Origin of the sequence: Acinetobacter equi, from assembly GCF_001307195.1 — a bacterium.
GTDB lineage: Bacteria > Pseudomonadota > Gammaproteobacteria > Pseudomonadales > Moraxellaceae > Acinetobacter > Acinetobacter equi.
The window spans coordinates 2,850,980-2,870,574 of sequence record NZ_CP012808.1 but is presented as its reverse complement, the minus strand read 5'-3'; the positions used below and the strand labels follow the sequence as shown (position 1 = coordinate 2,870,574).

18 protein-coding genes are annotated in these 19,595 nt (G+C 36.3%); 8 read left to right on the top strand and 10 right to left on the bottom strand.

The window, feature by feature from the left end; genetic code table 11:
- Positions 1–91: 91 nt before the first annotated feature.
- Positions 92–607: a hypothetical protein gene (locus AOY20_RS13510; RefSeq protein ID WP_054582357.1), complete on the top strand. Its 516-nt coding sequence runs from the start codon at positions 92–94 to the stop codon at positions 605–607.
- Between the two features lie 408 nt (positions 608–1,015).
- Positions 1,016–1,351, top strand: a complete 336-nt coding sequence (locus tag AOY20_RS13505; RefSeq protein WP_054582356.1) for a hypothetical protein — start codon at positions 1,016–1,018, stop codon at positions 1,349–1,351.
- A gap of 98 nt (positions 1,352–1,449) precedes the next feature.
- On the opposite strand, the gene lnt is transcribed toward AOY20_RS13505, so the two are convergent.
- Both lnt and AOY20_RS13495 read right to left on the bottom strand, forming a co-directional pair.
- A complete protein-coding gene (gene lnt, locus AOY20_RS13500) occupies positions 1,450–3,009 on the bottom strand; it encodes an apolipoprotein N-acyltransferase (RefSeq protein ID WP_054582355.1) in 1,560 nt (519 codons plus the stop codon).
- Positions 3,006–3,845, bottom strand: coding sequence for an HlyC/CorC family transporter (locus AOY20_RS13495; RefSeq protein WP_054582354.1), 840 nt, complete (start codon positions 3,843–3,845; stop codon positions 3,006–3,008). The genes lnt and AOY20_RS13495 overlap by 4 nt, the downstream gene beginning before the upstream one ends.
- A gap of 197 nt (positions 3,846–4,042) precedes the next feature.
- On the opposite strand from AOY20_RS13495, the gene tusA reads away from it, so the two are divergent.
- Complete coding sequence (tusA, locus tag AOY20_RS13490) at positions 4,043–4,300, top strand: sulfurtransferase TusA (protein ID WP_054582353.1); 258 nt, start codon at positions 4,043–4,045, stop codon at positions 4,298–4,300.
- Between the two features lie 57 nt (positions 4,301–4,357).
- On the opposite strand, the gene AOY20_RS13485 is transcribed toward tusA, so the two are convergent.
- The 4 genes from AOY20_RS13485 to AOY20_RS13470 form a co-directional block, all read right to left on the bottom strand.
- Positions 4,358–4,750, bottom strand: a complete 393-nt coding sequence (locus tag AOY20_RS13485) for a GFA family protein (RefSeq protein WP_054582352.1) — start codon at positions 4,748–4,750, stop codon at positions 4,358–4,360.
- A 206-nt stretch (positions 4,751–4,956) separates the two neighbouring features.
- Complete coding sequence (locus AOY20_RS13480) at positions 4,957–6,669, bottom strand: electron transfer flavoprotein-ubiquinone oxidoreductase (RefSeq protein ID WP_054582351.1); 1,713 nt, start codon at positions 6,667–6,669, stop codon at positions 4,957–4,959.
- 114 nt (positions 6,670–6,783) lie between these two features.
- Positions 6,784–8,022, bottom strand: a complete 1,239-nt coding sequence (locus AOY20_RS13475; RefSeq protein ID WP_054582350.1) for an MFS transporter — start codon at positions 8,020–8,022, stop codon at positions 6,784–6,786.
- A 68-nt stretch (positions 8,023–8,090) separates the two neighbouring features.
- Complete coding sequence (locus tag AOY20_RS13470) at positions 8,091–9,245, bottom strand: acyl-CoA dehydrogenase family protein (protein ID WP_054582349.1); 1,155 nt, start codon at positions 9,243–9,245, stop codon at positions 8,091–8,093.
- 310 nt (positions 9,246–9,555) lie between these two features.
- Here AOY20_RS13470 and AOY20_RS13465 point away from each other — a divergent pair, with 310 nt between their 5' ends.
- The 5 genes from AOY20_RS13465 to AOY20_RS13445 all read left to right on the top strand — a co-directional run bounded on the left by AOY20_RS13465 (position 9,556) and on the right by AOY20_RS13445 (position 15,284).
- Entirely contained in the window at positions 9,556–10,335 is a 780-nt protein-coding gene (locus tag AOY20_RS13465; protein WP_054582348.1) for an enoyl-CoA hydratase, read from the top strand.
- Positions 10,336–10,338: 3 nt separating this feature from the next.
- Positions 10,339–11,856 (top strand): 3-hydroxyacyl-CoA dehydrogenase, encoded by a 1,518-nt coding sequence (locus AOY20_RS13460; protein WP_054582347.1) that lies wholly within the window; start codon positions 10,339–10,341, stop codon positions 11,854–11,856.
- Positions 11,857–11,868: 12 nt separating this feature from the next.
- Positions 11,869–13,071 carry a 3-oxoadipyl-CoA thiolase gene (locus AOY20_RS13455; RefSeq protein WP_054582346.1) on the top strand — a complete coding sequence of 401 codons (1,203 nt, stop codon included), beginning with the start codon at positions 11,869–11,871 and terminating at the stop codon, positions 13,069–13,071.
- 24 nt (positions 13,072–13,095) lie between these two features.
- The gene (locus tag AOY20_RS13450) at positions 13,096–14,313 is read left to right on the top strand and encodes a CaiB/BaiF CoA transferase family protein (protein ID WP_054582345.1); all 1,218 of its coding nucleotides are present in this window, start codon (positions 13,096–13,098) and stop codon (positions 14,311–14,313) included.
- 131 nt (positions 14,314–14,444) lie between these two features.
- Positions 14,445–15,284 (top strand): IclR family transcriptional regulator, encoded by an 840-nt coding sequence (locus AOY20_RS13445; protein ID WP_144424786.1) that lies wholly within the window; start codon positions 14,445–14,447, stop codon positions 15,282–15,284.
- A gap of 173 nt (positions 15,285–15,457) precedes the next feature.
- Here AOY20_RS13445 and AOY20_RS13440 read toward each other — a convergent pair whose 3' ends face one another.
- The 4 genes from AOY20_RS13440 to AOY20_RS13425 are packed head-to-tail and all read right to left on the bottom strand — an operon-like array spanning position 15,458 to position 19,536.
- Complete coding sequence (locus tag AOY20_RS13440; protein WP_054582343.1) at positions 15,458–16,648, bottom strand: CaiB/BaiF CoA transferase family protein; 1,191 nt, start codon at positions 16,646–16,648, stop codon at positions 15,458–15,460.
- Between the two features lie 2 nt (positions 16,649–16,650).
- Entirely contained in the window at positions 16,651–17,496 is an 846-nt protein-coding gene (locus AOY20_RS13435) for an HTD2 family dehydratase (RefSeq protein WP_054582342.1), read from the bottom strand.
- A gap of 54 nt (positions 17,497–17,550) precedes the next feature.
- Entirely contained in the window at positions 17,551–18,360 is an 810-nt protein-coding gene (locus tag AOY20_RS13430; RefSeq protein ID WP_054582341.1) for an HpcH/HpaI aldolase/citrate lyase family protein, read from the bottom strand.
- Positions 18,361–18,375: 15 nt separating this feature from the next.
- Positions 18,376–19,536 (bottom strand): acyl-CoA dehydrogenase family protein, encoded by a 1,161-nt coding sequence (locus AOY20_RS13425; RefSeq protein WP_054582340.1) that lies wholly within the window; start codon positions 19,534–19,536, stop codon positions 18,376–18,378.
- Between the last annotated feature and the right edge of the window lie 59 nt (positions 19,537–19,595).

Here is a 19,595-nt window from a genome sequence, read left to right as displayed (position 1 = left end):
CGCATTTTTTTTGGGTAAGCATAAAAACAATTTTGTTTGGCTTAAATAAGTATATGCGTATTTTGATATTTATTTTAAATAGGAAAAAATGATGAAAAAATTATTATTATCAACACTATGTGTATCTATGCTTGCGTTAACTGCATGTGGTAAAAATGAAACGACATCTTCTACTAACCATGCTGAAGCATCATCTGCAGTTGTTTATAGTAGCGAAGTTGTTGTTGATATGCGTAGTGATTTGGATCAAATCCAAACCTTATCAAATGCAAAGGCACAAGAAGCTCTACAATTTCAAACTTCAATAGCTGAAGCTGTACAAAAAGGCAAAAGAGATGAAGTTACTAAAGTTGTCGACCAGATGAAAAAATATGTCGATGGTTTTAATAAAGACCTAGATGGTTTACATTTAAAAAGTACAGAAGGTGATAATCTTCGTAATAAAATTAAAGAAGTAAATAATATCGGTGTAGAGCTTGCCGTTACAGGCATGAATGTTCCACCAAATATGGATAAGATTGCTGAATTACAAAAAAATGCGATGGATTTACAGCAATCATTATTGCAAGATATGCAAAAAATTCAGTCAAAAACAGTAGCTAAATAAATCTTGTTAAAAAAGCAGATATTTATATCTGCTTTTTTTTGTTTAAAATTACGTTAATGATAATATTTAAAATAAAGTACTAGTAAATAAATTATTTATATTATATTTTTTTAATATAAGAATAAAGTTGAGATTAATTCTTAATAATAGATTTATAGAATATTTCTTTTTAAATTATTGGTTAAATCAATTTAAGCTGAAATGATAATAATTACTATTATTCAAAATAGTAGTAAGTTGTTGAAATAAAAAGATAAAATAAAATATATTTATTTGAGAGTTATAATAAGAATTATTACCATATTTACTGATAACAATTATCGTAAAATAAGGAGAAATATAGACTTTTAATTTATTTAAAAGGTTGCATAATAGCGGAAAGTGAAAAAACTTATTTTGGAGGGGAGAATGAAAGCATTAATATTGTCAGATGAAATTAATCAGTTTCATTGGTCTATGCTTAAGTCTGTTCTTTTGATTTTAAGTATATTACCACTGAGTCAGGGGATTCTTCATTTATGGCAAACTACTGAGGGTAGTAGTCAAATTATGGTGGGTTTTTTTGCATTAAGTTTAGTGAGCTCATTATTTATTTTAAGCTTTTGGTCTGCTTTAAAAGCAACTGTGCTCAATTTAAAAAATAGTTCAATGAGTGCATTTGAGCAAAATATTGTAAAAATCTATCGTTATATCCCAATGTTTTTTTTAGCTGGAATGATTTCATATATTGCAGCTTCTTTGTAAGGAATAGATTATTTTACAATATGGATTTTTGAATATGATTGCTATAGATAAATAAAAAGCCGAAGATTAATCTTCGGCTTTGTTTTTATTAGAGAGTATTATCGTCTTGATTTAAATGAGACATCAACGTGTTTGGGTCTAAAACACCATCCTAGAATAAGTAATAAACTAGAGAAAATAAGAATAGGCCAATCACTAAGGCGGTTATATAAAGTTTGACCTTGCATTGCTGGTAACTCACCACGTAATACGGTTCGTTCATCCATAGGTGCACGTTTTACAATTTGACCCTGTTCATTAATAAACGCAGTAACCCCTGTATTTGTCGCACGTACAAACCATCGTCCATTTTCTTTAGCGCGCATCTGAACCATTTGTAGATGTTGCTGTGGTCCTGCTGTTCCAGTAAACCAAGCATCATTTGAAACAGTAACTAAAAAGTCACTTTGAGCGGCATTACGTCTTGTGAGATTTGGGTAGGCAACTTCATAACAAATAGCGGCACCAAGTTGATGACCTTTAATATTTAGAGGCTTTTGATCTGAAGCACCACGGCTAAAGCCACCAGCAGCAGGATCATTTTGCAATGCAGGTAAAACCCAACTTAATAGCCCTGATAGAGGAATATATTCGCCAAATGGTACAAGACGCTGTTTCTTATATAAGCCATCAGATTCACTGCCAGAAGCCATAATGCTATTGTAGTATTTAAGCTTATTTTCAGTTTGAGATGCTTTTACATCCCAAAAAGGAATACCAGTCACCCATGCAGAATTAGATTGAATAGCTTCTTCATTCATAGCAGATAGAAATTCAGGAATATCTGTTTGGAATAAAGGAATAGAAGATTCAGGCCAGACAATTAAATCACGTCCCCATTCGGTACGAGTTAGTCCAACGTAAATTTCTAAAGTTTTAATTTGGTATTCAGTCAACCATTTTAAATCTTGAGGAATATTGCCTTGAATAAGCGAAACAGAAAGAGGCTTTTCTTTTTTCACTTCTACAAACTGAAGATAAGATGCACCCCAAGCTGTAATTAATACAATTGCAATTGGAATCACCCAAAAGAACTTTTTATTGAGGATTTCAACGATGGCTGCTGCAATGAGAATAACAACAAAAGAAACGCCAAATATTCCAAATAATGGGGCGTAATGATCTAAGAAGCGTTCTGTAAATGCATAACCTGCAAATAACCAAGGAAAGCCTGTAAATACCCAAGTTTTTGCCCACTCAAATAATGCCCAAAGAGGAGCGAAAGTCAGTGGTGTTTCTGGGAAAAAGCGTTTATAAATCCAAGTTTGAAAGGCTGTAAAAAGCCCCATAATGATTGCCATGATGACAATCATGAGTAAGCTTAAATAGAGATTGGTATCGCCATAGGTATGAATGGAGGTGAATAACCAAAATGCACCAACAAACCATAGACCAAAACCATAAGCCCAACCAATTAAAAAAGCTTGTTTTGCATTACGCTTCATGAGTGAAGCATAAAGTAAAGCAGGTGATAAAATCGCAATCCACCAATAATGATAAGGGGCTAGAGCAAAACTAAAAATTGCTCCAGCAACTAATGAAATTAATAGTGGATAAATAAAAGCTAATGGTTTTTTTGGTTGAGAAGGATTCATGAGTCTTTCAAAGAATGTTCTCATTTACGTACAGCTCGAATGAGATGAATCGTACGAGCATCTGCTTTTAGAATAGTAAACTGCCAATTTTCAAGTTCAACCATTTGACCTTGTAAATCACTTACTAGCCCAATTTCTTGTAATAATAATCCGCCCATAGTCTCAACTTCATCTTCTGGAAAATCGGTATTAAGAAGATCATTAAAGTGTTCAATTGGTGTACGTGCTTGAACTAACCAAGCATTCGTTTCGTTGCTTTCATGATCAGGCACAATAAATTCAGCTTCAGGATCTGCTTTGTCGTGCTCATCTTCAATTTCGCCAACAATCTCTTCAAGAATATCTTCTAAAGTGACTAAGCCAGATGTCGAGCCGTATTCATCAATCACAATTGCAATATGTGTTTGCGTATTTTTAAGCATACGTAAAACTTGATCGGAACGTGCACTTTCTGGAATAAAAAGTGGACGACGCATAAGCATGCGAATATCTACTTTCGGATTTTGCTCAGTTAAAAAAGGCAATAAATCTTTGGCAAGTAAAATACCCACGACATTGTCTGGTTGATCTGAAGAAAAAACAGGAAAACGTGAATGTGCAGACTCAATAAGAACATGAAGAATTTCAAATAATTCATCATCCTCTTGTAAGCTGACCATTGAAGTTCGAGGGGTCATGACTTCACGAATTTTTGTTGCAGGAAGGTCTAAGACACCTTCAAGCATAGTGACAGTATCTGGTTCTAAAAAACGACGTGAATCTTGTACTAATTTTAATAGCTCATCGCGAGTTTCTGGAGCAGTGCTTAACCATTTGCGTAAACCACGCATACCCCACGATGGGTGTGACTCCTCGTGCATGATCTTTCCTAAAGACTCTTTATGTTAAAAAAATTAGTTTAATCATACCTTAGAAAATACGCTTGTCTATTGTTAATAAGATGAAAGCGAGAGTTCATTTATCTTTTTTTATTGATAACTCACTTTCAGACTACGTTAAGCGTCTAATTTGAAAACTTTATGTTAAAATTGATCTGATTTTTTAATAGAGTTTGAAAATGTCAGAATCTATGTCTGCTCCTACAATTCAGCTTAATACAAGAGGATTACGTTGCCCAGAGCCTGTCATGATGTTGCATCAAGCCATTCGTAAGTCTAAATCGGGTGATATTGTAGAAGTGTTTGCAACAGATAACTCTACGTCTTGGGATATTCCTAAGTTTTGTATGCATTTAGGGCATGAATTATTATTACAAGAAGAAGCTCAAGATGCTGAAGGTAATAAAGAATTTCATTATTTAGTGAAAAAAGGTTAATGCTGTTTTGCATTATTAAAAGCGCTCACGATATGGAGCGCTTTTTTATATCTAAAATTAATTTGGATTTTCTAAAAACTGAGGAGCTGAATCGCAAATTTCATACCAATGAGGTTTAGAAGCAACATGTACATGAAATTGGATATTTAATGGAAGGTGATCATCTAGGCAGTTTGCTGGAATTGGAAAAGAATCATTGGTCGACCCAATTTCGCCAAGTGCTGTACCGCATTTTTTACAAAATGAACGTGTGTAGTGAAAGGGCGGTTCAGGTTGGAATTTCTCAATAAATTCTTGTCCTTGCAGTAGTATAAAATCATTTTTTTGGACAAAAATAAGTGTACTTGAACCGAGCTTACGACAACGTGAACAATGGCATGTTCCCATCATTGTTGGAAGATTATTTAATTGAAATTGTATAGCACCGCAACAGCAACTTCCTTTTAGCATTTTAATTTCTCTTTTATAGTCATAAAAAGTGGATAAAAGAGTATATGAAAAAGAACTTACTTTAGGTTAAAAATGATAAAAAAGACGCATAAATTTGTTTACTATTTTAATCCTAGCTCCCTTAGGAGCTAGGATTACCTAAAAAATATAAATGAAGTACTTAATTCAGCACGACATAATTGGATAAAAGACGATAACAATCTAAATTACATATTTGGATAGTTAGGTCCACCACCACCTTCCGGTGTTACCCATGTGATGTTTTGTGAAGGATCTTTGATGTCACATGTCTTACAATGTACACAGTTCGCAGCATTAATTTGGAAACGCTTTGAACCATCATCATTTTCCATAATTTCATATACACCCGCAGGGCAGTAACGCTGTGCAGGCTCATCCCATTTTGGTAAGTTTACATTCACTGGAATATCAGGATTAGTTAGCTTTAAATGTGCTGGCTGATTTTCTTCATGTACCGTATTTGATACAAATACAGAAGATAAACGGTCAAAAGTTAACTTACCATCTGGTTTTGGATAGTTTGGTTTAAAGTTAGCCGTATCTACAGTTTGTAAAGCACTAAAGTCCTGCTGTAAATCATGTAGTGTAAATGGAACTTTAAAGACATTTTGATCAATAAAGTTAAATGCACCACCAACCCATTGACCAAACTTATGCATTGCAGGACCAAAGTTACGAGCGTTATAAAGCTCTTCTTTTAACCAGCTATTATTGAATTTTTCAGTATAAGATGTGAGTTCTTTCGCAAAGAAATCTTCACCTTCAGTGACACGTGCAATGGCTAAATCACCACCTTTTTCAACACCTGCTTGAATTGCTTCAAATACCGCTTCACCACAAAGCATACCTGACTTCATTGCAGTATGAGAGCCTTTGATTTTAGCAAAGTTTAAGAAACCTGCATCATCACCAACTAAGGTACCACCTGGGAAAGTGAATTTAGGAAGAGAGTTAAAACCACCTTTCACAACAGCACGAGCACCATAAGAAATGCGCTTAGCACCTTCTAAATATTGCTTAATTAAAGGATGAGTTTTCCAACGCTGCATTTCCATAAATGGATACATATGTGGATTTTGATATGAAAGATCTACAATCATACCTAAAGTGACTTGGTTATTTTCAGCGTGATATAACCACCAACCACCAGAAGAACCTGTTTCACTTAAAGGCCAACCTGCACCATGCATCACTAAGCCTGGTTTATGTTTAGCGGGGTTAATTTCCCAAAGTTCTTTAATGCCAATACCATAATGTTGAGGATCAGCATCTTTATCTAAATTAAATTGGTTGATTAAACGCTTACCTAAGTGACCACGGCAACCTTCAGCAAAAATCGTATATTTGGCATGAAGTTCATAGCCTGGGGCAAAGTTATGCGTAGATTCGCCATCTTTACCAATACCCATATCACCAGTTTGAATACCTTTTACAGTACCATCTTCATGATAAAGAATTTCAGCAGCAGCAAAACCTGGGAAAATAGAAACTTCTAACTCTTCAGCTTTTGTGCCTAACCAGCGAACGACGTTTCCTAAAGAAATCACATAATTTCCATCATTGTGCATGGTTTTAGGAACCATCCAATGTGGTGCTTCTTTATGTGAAGTATCAGACATTAAGAAATAAGTTTTATCTTCAATAACAGGGACGTTTAACGGTGCACCTTCTTCTTTCCAATTCGGGAAGAGTTCGTTGATCGCACGAGGTTCAAGTACAGCACCAGATAAGATATGCGCACCTACTTCGGAGCCTTTTTCCACGACACACACGGAAAGATCATTTAAATTATTTTCAATCGCTAATTGACGAATTTTAATCGCAGCAGAAAGACCTGCAGGTCCTGCGCCTACGATTACAACGTCAAACTCCATTGCTTCTCTTATAATTTCTTCCATTATGTAAAATCCTATTTCGCCTAGCGATATTTTATCACTAAAGTTAAAGCTTAAAAAGCCTTTAAATTGTAAAAAAAGCCTCCGAAGAGGCTTTTATTAATGAATCAGCAAGATTTATGATTTTTGCGGATCATATAATTTTTCTTTGATAAATAGTGCAGGAATAACACCACAAATAAAGTAAGCACCACCCATAACTAAGAAGCCTAATCCAATTGAACCGCCACTTGCAAGATAGCCAATTGTTGCAGGAGCAATTGCAGCACCTAGACGACCTACGTTATATGCACCACCAATTGCTGTACCACGGATATTTGTTGCAAAACTTTCAGTCATATACGTTGCATTCACGCCATATGGAATACCATATAAGAATCCGAAAATGACTAATAAGTATAAGATGTTATCTGGTGAGTTATAGAACACAATAATTGGTAGGAAGATTGCGGTACCGATTGCACCAAATGCATAAGTAAAACGACGACCTAATTTATCTGCCATGAAACCAGCAAGTACTTTACCTAAAATCATAGCGGTATATGTACCTACCATGTAGGCAGTCATTTCTTTAAACTTCATACCTAATTCGCTTTCTAGGTATGACGGCATCCAGTTGTTTACGCCATAGTAACCGAACTGTAAGAAACCTGCTGTAAGTGCCCATAATATAAACATATTACGGTTTTTCTTATCTTGGAAAATAAGCTTCCATGTTGATTCTGATTTTTCTTTTACATCCACTTTTTTAAAGCGATTTTCTTGCCATGCTGCAGGTTCTGGAACTAAGTAATGCATAAGAACTGCAAGAACAATAGGAATAGCAGCAACATAAAATAGTACGCGCCAACCATGATCTGGAATTAACCAACCTGCAAGTAATGTTGCAACAATATAGCCAACAGTCCAACCTGCTTGGAGTGTACCCAATGTTGTTGTACGGTATTTCGTTGGTACATATTCTGCCATTAAGGTATTACATGCAATATATAATGAACCTAAACCTAATGAAGCAAAGAAACGTAAAATACCAAATTCCCAGAAGGTATTTGTGAAGCCTAAACCACACGTTAAAACTGAAAAGGTAAGAATTGAGATTACAACAATACGTACACGACCAAATTTATCACACGCCCATCCACCACAGATACCACCAATTGCCATACCAGCAAGAGTAAAACTTCCCAACATACCTGCTTCAACAGGTGTAAGACCAAATTCTGCTTTAATACTATTTAAACTGTAAGAGAGGAGCATTAAATCTGCGCCATCTACAAGTAGTGCAAGGAAGGCAAAAAGAAATGCTAGCTTCCAAGTATGTGGTCCAATTTTTGAAATTGTGTTTGTTATAGCCATAATCCATTACCATAATAAAAAATGGTTGAGCCGGAAGGAGATAAAATGGCTCAATCCAAAACAGACTGTTATTGAGTTGCTTCGCGAATCATGTTGCGGGCAATAATGACTTGTTGAATTTGTGTTGTGCCTTCATATAAACGGAATAAACGGACATCGCGGTAGAAACGTTCAATCGCATATTCACTGATATAGCCAGCACCGCCATGAATTTGCACACCGCGATCAGCAACTCGACCGCACATTTCAGTCGCAAACATTTTTGCGCAAGATGCTTCAGTACTTACATTTTGTCCTGCATCACGTTTACGTGCAGCATCTAGAACCATGCATTTAGCAGCATAAATTTCAGCTTTAGAGTCTGCTAACATGCCTTGAATAAGTTGGAAATTTGCAATTGGTTGACCGAATTGTTTGCGCTCAACAGCATATTGCAATGAATCATCTAGCATGCGAGTTGCAGCACCAACACTAAGTGCAGCAATATGAATACGACCTTTATCAAGAACCTTCATCGCAGTTTTGAAACCTACACCTTCAACGCCACCAATAAGAGCAGAGGCAGGAATACGGCAGTTTTCAAAAATAACGTCACAGGTATGAGCACCTTTTTGGCCCATTTTTTTGTCACGTTTGCCGAGTGAAATTCCAGGAGTTTTGCTATCTACGATAAATGCAGAAATACCACCTGAACCTTTAATATCTGGATTTGTACGTGCCATTACAGTAAACACGCCAGCATGTGGAGCATTGGTAATAAAGCGTTTAGTACCATTTAAAATATATTCATCGCCATCTTTTACAGCGGTTGTTTTTAATGATGCTGCATCAGAACCAGAATCAGGTTCTGTTAAGCAGAAAGAACCAATAATTTCACCACTTGCTAATTTTGGTAAGAAATATTGTTTTTGTTCTTCCGTACCATCAATGATTAAACCTGATGCACCAATACCGTTATTTGTACCAATTAAAGAACGGAATGCTGGAGAAGTTCTACCTAATTCAAAGGCAATATAAACTTCTTCTTCCATGGTTAAACCTAAACCATCGTAATCTTCAGGAATCGTTAAACCAAAAAGACCTAATTCACGCATTTGTTGAACGACTTCTTGAGGAATCTCATCTGTTTCAGCAACAACTTCTTCGTGAGGGATGAGTACACCTTCAACAAATTGACGAATCATATCAACTAATTGATCTAAGGTTTCTTGATCACGAACCATGTTAATACTCCATTTTTTAGGATAATCAGAACCTTAAGTTGTGATGTCACAAGTGCTTAAGTTCTATACATCAAATATTTTGAATGGATACTAATTAACTGCGATACAAGAAGCAATATATACGAAAGTATATTTTGCACAGCGAAACTGTATTTTTATTGATTGATTTATAACTAAATAATTGTATTTAAATAAAAAGTTTGTAGTTTTTTTTTATTAAAAATATTTTTGTAACTAAATTAAGCAATTTACAAGATCGAAAAAGTATGTATATTGTGTATCTAATACCGCATTGCGAAATATATGAGTTATGGAAAATACACAAATATTGAAGCTAGATATTCAGAATAATGGTGTGGCAATTGTTGAAATACATCGCCCTGAAGCAAGAAATGCATTGAATTTAGAATTACGCCAAGCACTTTCAGAAACATTCCAAGAATTATCAACTAATGATGCTGTGCGTAGCATTGTTATTACAGGTGGCGACAAAGTTTTTGCTGCTGGTGCAGATATTAAAGATTTTACAACAGCAACAACATCACAAATGTATTTACGACATACTGAGCAATATTGGCAAAGTATTGTTGATTGTCCTAAACCTATTATTGCAGCTGTAAATGGTTATGCACTTGGTGGTGGCTGTGAACTTGCAATGCATGCAGACATTATTGTTGCAGGAAAATCTGCAAAATTTGGACAACCTGAAGTGAAATTAGGGTTAATGCCAGGAGCAGGTGGAACGCAACGTTTACTCCGTGCAATTGGTAAGTTTCAAACAATGCTATTGGTTTTATCGGGTAAGTTCATTGGTGCGGAAGAAGCAAATCGTATGGGTTTAGTTTCTGAAGTTGTGGAAGATGAAAATACAATTTCTCATGCACTTGAACTTGCAGCAACAATTGCAAGTTTCTCTCCAATTGCAGTACAGCAAATTAAAGAAGTGACAAATTTAGGACAAGATCTTTCGCTTCAAGGTGCTTTAGCCTTAGAACGTAAAGCATTCCAAATATTATTTGATACGAAAGATCAAAAAGAAGGTGTAAATGCTTTCTTTGAAAAACGTTCACCAAATTACACAGGAAAATAAGAAATGACTATTCAAAAAATGGCATTGATTGGTACTGGTGTAATGGGGATGGGTATTGCCCAAATTGCAGCCCAAGCTGGTTTGGAAGTTCGATTATTTGATGCAAAAGCTGGTGCTGCTGAACAAGGTTTAGCAAAACTCAAAACAACATTAGAAAAGTTGCAAGCCAAAGGCAAAATGACTGAACAACAGTTAGCAGATACGCTTGCACGTTTTGTTGTACTTGAAAAAATTGAAGATGTTGCAGGTGTGGATATGGTAGTTGAAGCCATCATTGAAAACCTAGATATCAAGCAAAGTTTGTTTAAGCAACTTGAAGGTATTGTATCAAGCGATACGATTTTAGTTTCAAATACATCTTCACTTTCAGTGACTGCGATTGCTTCAAGTTTAGAGCATCAAGATCGTGTTGCAGGTTTCCACTTCTTTAATCCTGTTCCGCTCATGAAAATTGTGGAAGTTATTGCAGGTTTAGCAACAGATGAACAAGTTGTTGCTGATTTATTAGAACTTGCAAATCGTATGGGACACTTTGGTGTTCGCACTAAAGATACACCAGGATTTATTGTGAATCATGCAGGTCGTGCTTATGGTACAGAAGCATTGAAAGCATTGGGTGAAGGTGTTGCATCTGTAAGTGAAATTGATCGAATTTTACGAGAAGGTGCGGGCTTTCGCATGGGACCGTTAGAATTATTTGATTTAACTGCATTAGATGTATCACATCCTGTAATGGAATCTATTTTTAATCAGTTCTATCAAGAAGATCGTTATCGTCCACATCCTTTAACTCGTCAAATGTTGGCGGGGAAAAAAGTAGGTCGTAAAGTTGGTGAAGGTTTTTATCAATATGTGGATGGTGTTAAAACCAATGAAGCACCACGCCAACCTATACCTGTTGTGACAGATTTTAAAGCGGTTTGGGTAAAAGCAGATCGTGATGAAGATGCAGCGATTCTTTGTGAATATTTAGAAAATAATGGTATTACGCTTGATAGTTCGGTAGAACCTGCAAGCGATAGCCTTATTTTATTAGCAACTTATGGTGAAGATACGACAACCGCTGCATTACGTCTAAATGTAGAAGCAACACGTGCGGTTAGCATTGATATGCTGACAGATTTTGCTAAGCATCGTACGCTTATGCCATCCATTGCGACAGAAAAATCTTATATTGACCAAGCACATGCAATCTTTGCGAAAAATGGACATGGCGTATCTGTTATTGCTGAGAGTGTTGGTTTTATTTCACAACGTGTTTTAGCAATGGTGATTAACCTTGCATGCGATATTGCACAACAACAAATTGCGACAGCATCTGACATCGATAAAGCAGTGAAATTAGGTTTAGGTTATCCACATGGTCCAATTTCTTGGGGCGATGTTTTAGGTAGTGACCGAATTTTACTTATTTTAGAACGTATTTATGCCAATACAGGCGATCAGCGTTATCGTCCGAGTTTATGGTTATCGCGTCGTGCACGTTTAAATATTCCACTTCTTCACACTTCAGTTATCTAAGGGACTATTACGATGTTAAATGCATATATTTATGATGGATTACGTACACCATTTGGTCGTCATGCAGGTGAGTTAGCAACTATTCGTCCTGATAACTTAGCTGCTCATGTGATTAAAGCTTTAGTTGAAAAGCATCAACTACCAAATAATATTTATGATGATGTGATTTTGGGTAATACCAATCAAGCAGGTGAAGACAGTCGTAATATTGCACGTCATGCAGTATTACTTGCAGGTTTAGATGTAAAAACACCAGCACAAACAGTAAACCGTTTATGTGCTTCAGGTTTAGCCGCGGTAATTGATGCTGCACGTGCAATTAGTTGTGGTGAAGGCGATATTTTTATTGCTGGTGGTGTTGAATCAATGTCACGTGCGCCATTTGTTTTTGCTAAATCTGAAAAAGCATTTAGTCGCGATTTCAAAGTTTTTGATTCAACAATTGGTGCACGTTTTCCAAACCCTGTTATTGAGAAAAATTTTGGTGATGACACCATGCCAAAAACAGGTGACAACGTTGCTGTTGAATATGGCATCAGCCGTGAAGATGCAGATCAATTTGCAGCAGCATCACAAGAAAAATATGAAGCTGCAAAACAAGCTGGCTTCTTTGAAGATGAAATTATTGCGGTAGAAGTCGCTCAAGGTCGTAAATTACCGCCTAAATTAGTAACACTTGATGAGCATCCACGCCCATCGTCTAATATGGAAGCATTACAAAAACTGAAACCATTATTTGAAGGTGGTGTTGTGACTGCGGGTAATGCTTCAGGAGTAAATGATGGGGCTGCTGCATTATTAATTGGTTCTGAACAGGCTCAGCAAACTTTAGGCATTAAGCCTATTGCTAAAATTTTATCTTCAGGTGCGGCAGGTGTTGAGCCACGCATTATGGGAGCAGGTCCAATTGAAGCCATTAAGCTTGCCTTAAAGCGTGCAAATTTAAGTTTAGATGACATGGATATCATTGAAATTAATGAAGCATTTTCTTCACAAGTATTGGCTTGTTTAAAAGGTTTAGATGTTGCATTAGATGATCCTCGTGTGAATCCAAATGGTGGTGCAATTGCGGTTGGTCATCCATTAGGTGCATCAGGTGCTCGTTTAGCATTAACAACTGCGCGTGAGTTACAACGCAGCGGTAAAAAATATGCCGTAATTAGCTTATGTATTGGTGTGGGACAAGGTCTTGCAATGGTTATTGAGCGTGTATAAGTAAAGGGTTACAAGGAAAAACACATGGGTGCATTAGAGGGTATTCGCGTACTAGATTTAAGTCGCGTACTAGCAGGACCTTGGTGTGGTCAAATCTTGGCAGATTTAGGCGCTGAAGTCATCAAAGTGGAACGTCCAAAAACGGGTGATGATACTCGTATGTGGGGACCACCATGGATGAAAAATGACAAGGGTGAAGACACACGAGAAGCTGCTTATTACCAGTCTGCAAACCGTAATAAGATGTCAATTGCAATTGATATTTCAACATCTGAAGGTCAAGAGCTTGTTCGAGCATTAGCGGCAAAATCAGACGTTATTATTGAGAACTATAAAGCAGGTTCTTTAAAGAAATACGGTTTAGATTATGAAACACTTAGTGCCGTAAATCCTAAATTGGTCTATTGCTCAATTACAGGTTTTGGACAGACTGGACCTCGTGCATCTGAACCTGGTTATGACTTTATTGTACAGGGCATGGGTGGTTTGATGTCTGTGACAGGTGAAAAGGATGATTTGCCGGGTGGCGGACCACAAAAAGTTGGTGTTGCTGTTGCAGATATTACCACAGGGCTTTATTCAACAATTGCAATTCAAGCTGCACTGCTCAATAGAACAATGACAGGCTTGGGGCAATATATTGATATGGCTTTACTTGATGTTCAAGTGGCAATTATGGCAAACCAAGGCATGAACTATTTAGCATCAGGTAAAGTACCGGGACGCTATGGTAATGCCCATGCCAATATTGTCCCTTACCAAGTGTTTAGAGCGAAAGATCAAGATTTTATTATTACCTGTGGTAATGATAAACAGTTTGTTGCGATGTGTAATGCGATTGATCGTGCAGATTTATTAGCTGATCCACGATTTACAACAAATGCTTTGCGTATTCAACATCGTCAAGAAATCTGTGATTTACTTTCAACGCATTTCCTAACGAATACAGCAAGACATTGGGTCGATATTATTCATGCAGTAAAAGTACCTGTAGGTTTAATTAATAATTTAGAACAAGCTTTTTCTGAACCACAAGTACAAGCACGTAATATGCTTGTAGAAATGGAACATCCTCAGAAAGAAAAATTGAAAATCATTGGTTCACCGATTAAACTCTCACGTACACCTGTAGAGTATAAAAAAGCACCTCCAATGCTGGGTGAACATACCAATGAAATTCTGGCAGATGTCATTGATGCTGAAAAAATTGAAGCATTACGTCAGCAAGGAATCATTGGTTAAGCAATCATTTAGGTATGATGCAAGGCAAAAAAGCAATTCGGGTCGAATGGCTTTTTTGCTATTTAGATATAAAATATATTACAATTCCGCAGAGCGAAATATTAATTAAGAGTTTTAGGCTATAAATGACGATGAGTGATTTCACAGAAAAAGAGCAGGAATTAATTGCTCCTTTACGACATGAACTTTTACATCCTATTTCAGATATGCAGGATGAAAATGATCGTCAATATATTACAGCCTTAGCACGTGGTTTAGAATTATTACGCTGTTTTACCCCGAAACATCAACATTTGGGTAATCAAGAATTATCTCAAATGACCGGTTTACCAAAACCGACCATTACACGTTTAACTTATACTTTGTCTCGTTTAGGATATTTAAAACAAGTTCCAAATTCGAGTAAGTATCAGCTTTCTGTCGGTGTTTTAGCCTTCGGTTATTCAATGCTTGCGAATGTTTCGATTCGTTCCGTTGCTCATCCATACATGAAAGAATTAGCAGATTATGCGGGTGCAGCAGTTGCGATGGCTAAGCGTGATCGCTTGAATATGATTTATCTTGATGTAGTTCAAGGTAAAGGTAATGTGACGATGCGTCGTCAAGTGGGAACATATTTACCAATTCATCTTAGTTCTATGGGAAGAGCTTGTTTAGCTGCAATGCCTGAAGATGAACGTGAATTTTTATTAAGAGCGATTCGAGATAAACATGCCGATGAATGGGATGATATTAAGAAAAATCTAGATCAAGCATTTAATGATTACCAAGAAAAGGGATATTGTTTTTCTTTAGGCGAATGGCATAAAGATGTCAATTCTGTCGCTGTTCCTTATTATCATGAACAACATGGCTTACTGGTATTTAACTGTGGCGGTCCAAGTTTTATTTTAAGCCCACAAAAGTTAGAAGAAGATATTGCACCTCGTTTACTGCATATGGTGCACAACATTCATAATGATGTTGGATGATGGAATTGCATATAAAAAGCATGTTTTTTAATATGTTTTTAATATTAATAAGAACGTATGAATAAAAAAGAGTGATTTTAAAATCACTCTTTTTTTATGGCTTAAAATATATTGATATAGTTTAAGTTTCTAAAGAAAAAATCTAACCAATGGCCTCATTGGCTAGAAAAGCGTTAAATAACTTTTTGCTCTAAAAGTGCTTGAATTTGAGCGTCAGGATAGCCTAATTCTTGCAAAATATTTGCAGAGTGTTGACCTAGATCAGGAACAGCGCCAATGTAAAAGTCAGCATCATCTTTTAAACCCACAGGTTTTAAGGTTGGAACTTTGCCAATAGGTGTATCTACTTCAGTCCAACGTTGGCGTGCTTTTAGTTGCTGGTGTTCCCAAACATCTTTCATTTCATTGACACTCGCATTGGCAATTTTTGCTGCTTCAAGTCTTTCAATGACTTCGCTTTGAGTCAGTTTGTCAAAATGTTGAACAATGATTTTGTATAACGATGAACGGTTTTTAGAGCGTAAAGTATTATTAATAAACTCTTCATGTTGTGCCAGTTCTGGTTGTTCTAGAACAATACTACAGAAAGATTGCCATTCACGTTCATTCTGAATACCTAGCATGACTTGCTTTTGATCACCTGTTGGAAATGGTCCATAAGGATAAATCGTAGCATGAGAAGAACCTGTACGTTGAGGAGGAGCTTCGCCATGAATTGTGTAATAAAGGGGATATCCCATCCATTCCACCATAGATTCAAGCATTGAAATATCAATGCGTTTTCCTTTCCCAGTTTTTGAACGCTCAATTAATGCAGCCAAGATATTGGTATAGGCATACATACCCGCAGAAATATCAGCAATAGAACATCCTGCTTTTACAGGCTCTTGTTCTGTACCTGTAATAGATAAGAAGCCTGATTCACTTTGAATGAGTAAGTCATATGCTTTTTTATCACGATATGGCCCTAAATTTTCAGGATCATCACCATAGCCTGAAATATCACAAACAATAATCTTGGGATTAATTTGACTTAGTTCTTCGTAAGATAAACCTAAACGAGAAGCAGCACCGGGTGCTAAGTTTTGTACCAATACATCTGCTTTTTCAATTAGTTTTTTAAGAATATCTTGGGCAGGTTCAGCTTTAATATCTAAAGTTAAACTTTCTTTAGAACGATTTGTCCAAACAAAGTGAGATGACATCCCATCAACACGTTCATCATATTTACGTGCAAAGTCACCTACATTTGGACGTTCAATTTTAATAACACGAGCACCTAAATCTGCAAGTTGACGTGTACAAAAAGGAGCAGCAATTGCATGTTCTAAGGTAATCACTGTAATTCCATCTAAAGGACGCATGATTATTCTCCTTGAAATTCAATTGTTGCTTTCATTGCAACATCGCCATTGCTATGTTCAATCCACAATTCACTTGGTGAATTTTGAATATCACCACAAATATTGATTTCATTAAAATCAAAAACAGGTTTCACCGCACGGAAGTTAAATTTTTGAATCTTTTTATTTGGATAATTTTGCTTAAATGTATGAATTAGCAGTGTTGCAAGCAAAGGACCATGAACAACTAAGCCAGGATAGTTTTCATATGTCATGCTATATTCACGGTCATAATGAATTTTATGACTATTAAATGTAAGTGCTGAATATCTAAATAAGCATGGCGTATTGGCTTTGAATGGTACACGGTAAGTTGCTGGACGAAGCTCAGTTACAGACTTTTCTAATATTGCAGAATCTGCAACTGTTTTTGCTTGTTCAGCTTTATAAACAATATCTTGCTCTTCAATAATACAAAGTTCGTCATTTGAATAAATGCTATGTTTAACCGTAACAAAATAAAGATCGCCTACTTTACCTTGCTTAAAACTGACATTGAGTATTTCAGATTCACGACGTAGTGGCTGGTTAACAGCAATAGGAGCAATAAATTCTAAACGTCCGCCAGCCCACATACGTTTTGGAAATGGAATAGGGGGAAGAAAACTTCCTTTATGTGGATGACCATCTATAGCAAGTTGATCTGTATCAACAACAGGTACAAAGTATAACCAATGATATAAATGAGGAACGTGGTCTAATAATTTATTTTCTTGATTTAATAATGCTTGCATTAAACTTAAAGGACGTAAGTCACTTACATCATTTTGGATTTCTTTTTTTCCAATCCAGCTATCAAAGTTATTCATTTTCATTCCTTATCTTTTAATTACTTCACTGTAGTTAAATAACAAGTCAAAATTTTAAGCAGAAGCTAAGATTTTTTTTGCTTGGGAAATAACAGGTAAATCAATCATTTTTCCATTTAAGCTAACGGCTTGTCCTTGCGCTTGTTCAACAGCAGCTAAGACTTGTGTAGCCCATTCAATTTCAGCCTGACTCGGTTGAAAGACTTGATTGACAATATCGACCTGAGCAGGGTGAATACATAATTTTCCTGCGAAGCCTAAATTTTTTGCTTGTTGTGTTTCGAGCGTAACTAATGCTTCATCTTTAAAATCAACAGTAACACCATCAACAGGTGGCTGAATGTTGGCTAGTTTAGAGGCAAGTACAAACTCATTACGGAAACTTAATAACTCGTAATAACCACCTTGCATTTCCATTTCAAGTTGAAAATCAATTGAACCAAACATCAGTGCTTGAACGTTTTTTGCACGAGCAATTTCTCTAATATTGGCAAATCCAAGTGGCGTTTCCACAAGGGGATAAACCGCTATATTGCGTACTTGTTGTAATGTTGAAATGTCATCTGCAGTTTCAGTTTTAGGCAATACAATTGCTGACACATTTTCAATCTGAGCCAATGCAATATCGTCATTAAACCATTCAGTTTGTTTTGAATTAATGCGAATCATCACTTGATGTTCAGGATGATTAATCAACCATTGCTTTAATTCTTCACGTGCTTGTACTTTTAAATGAACAGGAACAGCATCTTCTAAATCTATAATGACTGCATTGGCTGCCGTATTGAGTGCTTTTTCAAAGCGCTCAATACGGTTTGCAGGGACAAATAGATAAGAGTGGTGAGGCTTATTTAAATGATCCATACTTCAACCTTTGAATTAGAATGAACGAGGTAAACCAAGTAAGTGTTCAGCAACAAAGCTATAAATTAAGTTTGTTGAAATAGGGGCTACTTGATATAAGCGTGTTTCACGGAATTTACGTTCAATATCATATTCATTGGCAAAACCAAAACCGCCATGGAATTGTAGACAGTTGTTAGCTGCTTCCCAGCTTGATTTAGCTGCTAAATATTTCGCCATATTGGCTTCAGCACCACATTTTTCACCACGATCAAACATTTCACATGCACGGAAACGCATCAGGTTTGCAGCTTCAATTTCAATAAAGTTCTCAGCTAGAGGAAATTGTACGCCTTGGTTTTGTCCAATTGGTCGTCCGAAAACAACACGATCTTTAACATACTCAGTCGCACGATCCATAAACCAATAGCCATCACCAATACATTCAGCAGCAATGAGCGTACGCTCAGCATTTAAGCCATCTAAAATGTATTTAAAGCCTTTACCTTCTTCACCAATTAAGTTTTCTTCAGGAATTTCTAAATTATCAAAGAAAAGTTCATTGGTTTCATGGTTCACCATATTTGGAATTGGGCGTACGATCATGCCATTTTTTTCAGCTTCACGAAGGTCGACCATAAAAATAGACATACCTTCAGATTTCTTTGTGACTTCAGCAAGTGGTGTTGTACGTGCAAGTAGAATCATCCAGTCACTATGTTGTACGCGAGAAATCCAAACTTTTTGTCCATTAACAACATAACGATCGCCTTTTTTAACGGCTGTAGTCTTAATTTTTGTAGTATCTGTTCCAGTTGTTGGTTCAGTAACGCCCATAGATTGTAAGCGCCATTCACCTGTTGCAATTTTCGGCAAATATAATTCTTTTTGTGCTTTTGAACCGTGACGAAGCAAAGTACCCATATTGTACATTTGACCGTGGCATGCACCAGCATTACCACCGCTACGGTTAATTTCTTCCATAATAATAGAAGCTTCAGTTAGGCCTAAACCTGAGCCACCATATTCTTCTGGAATCATTGCAGCTAACCAACCCGCTTCAGTTAAAGCATTAACAAATTCTTCTGGATAGCCACGTTCTTCATCAATTTTACGATGGTATTCATTTGAAAACTCTGCACATAATGCACGTACAGCTTCACGTATTTCAGGATAGTTATTAATTGTAGATTTCATGTGATGATTTCCTTATCAGGCTGTAATTTTTAAAATTAATTCATCATATAATGTTATTG

Excerpts from the sequence above, each read along its gene's own strand:
- AOY20_RS13510 (WP_054582357.1), top strand. The coding sequence starts at position 92 with ATGAAAAAATTATTATTATCAACACTATGTGTATCTATGCTTGCGTTA.
- AOY20_RS13505 (WP_054582356.1), top strand. The coding sequence starts at position 1,016 with ATGAAAGCATTAATATTGTCAGATGAAATTAATCAGTTTCATTGGTCT.
- lnt (WP_054582355.1), bottom strand. The coding sequence starts at position 3,009 with ATGAGAACATTCTTTGAAAGACTCATGAATCCTTCTCAACCAAAAAAA.
- AOY20_RS13495 (WP_054582354.1), bottom strand. The coding sequence starts at position 3,845 with ATGCACGAGGAGTCACACCCATCGTGGGGTATGCGTGGTTTACGCAAA.
- tusA (WP_054582353.1), top strand. The coding sequence starts at position 4,043 with ATGTCAGAATCTATGTCTGCTCCTACAATTCAGCTTAATACAAGAGGA.
- AOY20_RS13485 (WP_054582352.1), bottom strand. The coding sequence starts at position 4,750 with ATGCTAAAAGGAAGTTGCTGTTGCGGTGCTATACAATTTCAATTAAAT.
- AOY20_RS13480 (WP_054582351.1), bottom strand. The coding sequence starts at position 6,669 with ATGGAAGAAATTATAAGAGAAGCAATGGAGTTTGACGTTGTAATCGTA.
- AOY20_RS13475 (WP_054582350.1), bottom strand. The coding sequence starts at position 8,022 with ATGGCTATAACAAACACAATTTCAAAAATTGGACCACATACTTGGAAG.
- AOY20_RS13470 (WP_054582349.1), bottom strand. The coding sequence starts at position 9,245 with ATGGTTCGTGATCAAGAAACCTTAGATCAATTAGTTGATATGATTCGT.
- AOY20_RS13465 (WP_054582348.1), top strand. The coding sequence starts at position 9,556 with ATGGAAAATACACAAATATTGAAGCTAGATATTCAGAATAATGGTGTG.
- AOY20_RS13460 (WP_054582347.1), top strand. The coding sequence starts at position 10,339 with ATGACTATTCAAAAAATGGCATTGATTGGTACTGGTGTAATGGGGATG.
- AOY20_RS13455 (WP_054582346.1), top strand. The coding sequence starts at position 11,869 with ATGTTAAATGCATATATTTATGATGGATTACGTACACCATTTGGTCGT.
- AOY20_RS13450 (WP_054582345.1), top strand. The coding sequence starts at position 13,096 with ATGGGTGCATTAGAGGGTATTCGCGTACTAGATTTAAGTCGCGTACTA.
- AOY20_RS13445 (WP_144424786.1), top strand. The coding sequence starts at position 14,445 with ATGAGTGATTTCACAGAAAAAGAGCAGGAATTAATTGCTCCTTTACGA.
- AOY20_RS13440 (WP_054582343.1), bottom strand. The coding sequence starts at position 16,648 with ATGCGTCCTTTAGATGGAATTACAGTGATTACCTTAGAACATGCAATT.
- AOY20_RS13435 (WP_054582342.1), bottom strand. The coding sequence starts at position 17,496 with ATGAATAACTTTGATAGCTGGATTGGAAAAAAAGAAATCCAAAATGAT.
- AOY20_RS13430 (WP_054582341.1), bottom strand. The coding sequence starts at position 18,360 with ATGGATCATTTAAATAAGCCTCACCACTCTTATCTATTTGTCCCTGCA.
- AOY20_RS13425 (WP_054582340.1), bottom strand. The coding sequence starts at position 19,536 with ATGAAATCTACAATTAATAACTATCCTGAAATACGTGAAGCTGTACGT.